Source organism: Micromonospora sp. NPDC049257 (assembly GCF_040678915.1).
GTDB lineage: Bacteria > Actinomycetota > Actinomycetes > Mycobacteriales > Micromonosporaceae > Micromonospora > Micromonospora antibiotica.
The window spans coordinates 1-3,275 of the sequence record NZ_JBFAQU010000033.1; the positions used below are offsets into that span (position 1 = coordinate 1).

General features: G+C 70.2%; 4 protein-coding genes. All 4 read left to right on the forward strand.

Annotation, left to right across the window (positions count from 1 at the left end):
* Positions 1–4: 4 nt before the first annotated feature.
* Entirely contained in the window at positions 5–322 is a 318-nt protein-coding gene (locus AB0K25_RS28810) for a hypothetical protein (protein WP_363823742.1), read from the forward strand.
* Positions 323–478: 156 nt separating this feature from the next.
* Positions 479–694, forward strand: a complete 216-nt coding sequence (locus tag AB0K25_RS28815) for a biotin/lipoyl-binding carrier protein (RefSeq protein WP_145921537.1) — start codon at positions 479–481, stop codon at positions 692–694.
* Entirely contained in the window at positions 694–1,224 is a 531-nt protein-coding gene (locus AB0K25_RS28820; protein ID WP_308291117.1) for a GNAT family N-acetyltransferase, read from the forward strand. Before AB0K25_RS28815 ends, AB0K25_RS28820 begins: the two co-directional genes overlap by 1 nt.
* 267 nt (positions 1,225–1,491) lie before the next feature.
* A partial coding sequence (locus AB0K25_RS28825; RefSeq protein WP_363823744.1) for a tetratricopeptide repeat protein occupies positions 1,492–3,275 on the forward strand: 1,784 nt, incomplete at its 3' end.

Below are 3,275 nucleotides of genomic sequence, written 5' to 3' on the forward strand. Positions count from 1 at the left end.
GATCGTGGCCGACGGTCACCGGCTGGGAAACCACAGCATGCACCACGACGACATGACCACCTGGTCGCCCGGCCGGATCGAGGCGGATCTGCGGGCACCGGTGTGTCCGGCTCCGGCCGGCCCTGGCGTCGCGGCGGTGGACCGCCGGGACGACTCAGGAGTTGGGGCGCTTGCCGTGGTTCGCGCCGCTCTTCTTACGGGCCTTCTTCTTACGGGCCTTCTTCGCCATGCTGACCTCCTCGTGATGGGTCCGACCCCTGCTGCGGCGACCCTGGACGTCGGGGCACGCCGCCGGTCCTCCCGGCGTCGGGGTCCGACCTGATGATGCTAGTGCGGCCGGCACCCGCCGTCGTGCGCCGGGGCGGCAGCGGTACGTCGGTGGGCGTGGCCTGGCCGGTGTCGGCGCTCGTCGCCCGCGCGGGGGCGGCACGTGATTGGATACCGACGCAGACACACCCGGTGGAGAGGGAGGGCCGTGATGGCCGAGGAGATCCGCGCCGAGATGGTGGCCAACGTGTGGAAGGTCGTGGCGTCGACCGGTGACACCGTCTCCGAGGGGGACACGTTGGTGATCCTGGAGTCGATGAAGATGGAGATCCCGGTCGTCGCCGAGTCCGACGGGGTGGTCGAGCAGCTCGCGGTCAACGAGGGCGACGTGGTGCAGGACGGTGACCTGATCGCGGTGATCGGTTGATTCCCGGCGACCGGTCGACCGGGCTGCTGGTCCGGCGGGCCGGGCCGGCCGAGTTTCCGGCGGTGGCCCGGCTGACCGTCGCCGCCTACGAGGCCGACGGCCAGCTCAAGGGCGAGAACGGTTACGGCGGGGTGCTGGCCGACGTGGCCGGCCGGGCGGAGCACGGCGAGATCCTGGTCGCCGTCGACGAGCCGACCGGTGCCGTGCTCGGCTCGGTCACCTACGTGCTGCCCGGCAGCCCGTACGCGGAGCTGTCCCGGCCGGGTGAGGCGGAGTTCCGGATGTTGGCGGTGGACCCGGCCGCCCAGGGCCGGGGCGCGGGCGCGGCGCTGGTCCGGGCCTGCCTGTCCCGGGCCGTGGACCAGGGCTGCTCGGCGATGGTCATCTGCGTCCGCAGCGGGCTCGCCGACGCCGCCCACCGGCTGTACGCGGGGCTCGGCTTCGTGCGTACCCCGGAGCGGGACTGGTCTCCGCTGCCCGGCGTCGACCTGCTCGCCCTGCGCATGGCCCTGCCCGCCGGCCCGGCCTGACCGGGTCGCACCGGTCTGCCCGCCGCCTGGCCGTGGACGGCGTCGCACCCCTCGTCACATCGGGCCATGCGCTGCCCGTCGTGCTCGGAGCACCCGACATCGGCGGCCGTCATCTTCGTTGGCCACCCGTGACGCCTGAAGAAGACGAGCACGCCGTCTACGCCTGGCTGAGGTCGAGAATGCTCTCAGCTGATGGGCGGGCTAGCGTGGGTGAGATGGCGGGTCTGCGCTTCTTGCCGGTCACCTTCAGAATGACGTGTGGCCTTCATGTCGGTGCGGCGACGACTCCGCCAGATCGTGTTGCTGTTCTCCTCGGTCGCAGTCGTTGTCCCGGTGGTGTACTTCCTGGTGAAGCAAGGTCTGGACCGGGCTGAGAAAATCACCAGCATCGGTTTCGGGCTCCTCGGAGCGGTAGGGCTGGTGGTCGGCTGGCGCACGGCGCGACCAGGCAAAAAACCCGGCACCGCCAGCCCGACTGAGTCCGTGCCCCTCGGGTGCCTGCTGCATCTTCGCGACGACGGACGGCCGCCGTTGGTGGAGCAGGTCGACCCGCTGGACCTGGGCGTCAAACCTGCCATCGATACCACCGACCGCCATGACCAGGACCTTCCTCGCTACGTTCCCCGCACTGGTGACGATGATCTGGAATGGGCCATCGCCGAAGGCGGGATCGTGCTGCTGCACGGCAAGGCAGCCGCCGGCAAGAGCCGCAGCGCGTTCGAGGCCATCCACCGCCTCCGCCCGCACCACCAGCTACTCACCCCGGCGTACGCAGGGGCGCTGAGAGATCTGGTCGAGGCCGGCTATCCGATCAGCGATGCGGTCGTGTGGCTCGACGACCTGGAGCGCTTCCTCACCCCCGGAGGCATCGACCAGGCGCTACTTCAACGTCTGTGCCCCTCCGGGCGGGCCGACGTGGTGGTGGTGGCCACCATCCGCGACGAGGAACTATCCCGCCTCGACCACGCCGCCACCCGAGGCGGCCAAGGCCAAGAACTCATCACAGCCGGGCTGGACGAGGCTGCGGCGAAACTGGTGGCCCAGATCCGCGGCCGACGTCGCATCCCGGTCGGTCAGCACCTCACCGACTCCGAGCGCACCGCCGCCGAGGCCACTGGCGACGACCGGATCACGGCTGCGCTAACCGCCGGGGTCGGGTTCGCCGAATACCTCGCCGCCGGCCCGGCCATGATGCACCGCTGGTCAGTCGGCGACGGCCCCTCGTTCGAGGTCGGACACGCCCTCATCAGCGCCGCAGTGGACTGCCGCCGCGCCGGCTACACCATCCCCGTCCCCCGCGACATCCTCGCCAGGCTCTACCGCCCCTACCTGTCCCCCGCCTGGAGACACCGCGCCGATCTACCCACCATCACTCAAGGACTCCAATGGGCGTGCGAACGGGTCCTCGGCGCCAGCTCCTGCCTCCTGCCCCACGAGAACGACACCTACACCGCCTCCGACTATCTCCTCGACCGCACCACCACCGGCCAAGGCCCCCTCGCCGCCACGCCCGTCCCCGACCAGGTCTGGAACACCCTGCTCACCATCGCCACCACCCGCCAAGCCGCCACCATCGGCACTCATGCCTATTTCACCCAACGGTTAGACATCGCCGAACAGGCATGGCGCACCGCAGCCGACACCGGCGACACCCGCGCGATGTTCAACCTGGGCGTTCTGCTTGAACAACGCGGTGATCGTCAGGAGGAGGCGGAACAGTGGTATCGGCGCGCAGCCGACACCGGCCACACCCGCGCGATGAGCAACCTGGGCGTTCTGCTTGCCCAGCGCGGTGATCGTCAGGAGGAGGCGGAACAGTGGCTCCGGCGCGCAGCCGACAGCGGCGACACCGGCGCGATGTTCAACCTGGGCGTTCTGCTTGCCCAGCGCGGTGATCGTCAGGAGGAGGCGGAACAGTGGTATCGGCGCGCAGCCGACACCGGCCACACCCGCGCGATGAGCAACCTGGGCGTTCTGCTTGAACAGCGCGGCAGCCAAGATGAGGCGGAGCAGTGGTATCGGCGTGCAGCCGACACCGGCCACACCGAGGC